We start from the raw sequence: 352 nt of genomic DNA on the forward strand, positions 1-352 counted from the left end.
AGCAGCATGTCGCCTGACGTGCCGGCCGCGATCGCCACCTTCTTGCCCTTGAGCTCGGCGATCGACTTGATGCCGGCTTGCGCGATCACCCGGTCGGAAAAGCCGACATCGTTGACGGCGATGATCTTGGCCTTGCCGGTCGCCGGCAGCCAAAGCGCGCCTGGCCCGAGATAGCCGAATTCGAGGCTGTTGGCGCCCAGCGCCTGCACCTGGATCGGCCCGTTGGTGAAGACCTTGATGTCGGCGTCGACGCCATGCTTGGCATAGAAGCCTTGATCGGCGGCCACGCCGGAGATGCTCGCGCCCCAGAAGTCGCCATTGTAGCCGATGCGCGCCGGCGTCCCCGCTGCCC

At 66.5% G+C, this 352-nt stretch carries 1 protein-coding gene; it reads right to left on the reverse strand.

The features are described from left to right. On the reverse strand, positions 1–352 hold a 352-nt coding region (locus EN852_RS36840; RefSeq protein WP_189546489.1), incomplete at both ends, for an ABC transporter substrate-binding protein.

It is taken from the genome of Mesorhizobium sp. M2E.F.Ca.ET.209.01.1.1, assembly GCF_004010375.2.
Lineage (GTDB): Bacteria > Pseudomonadota > Alphaproteobacteria > Rhizobiales > Rhizobiaceae > Mesorhizobium.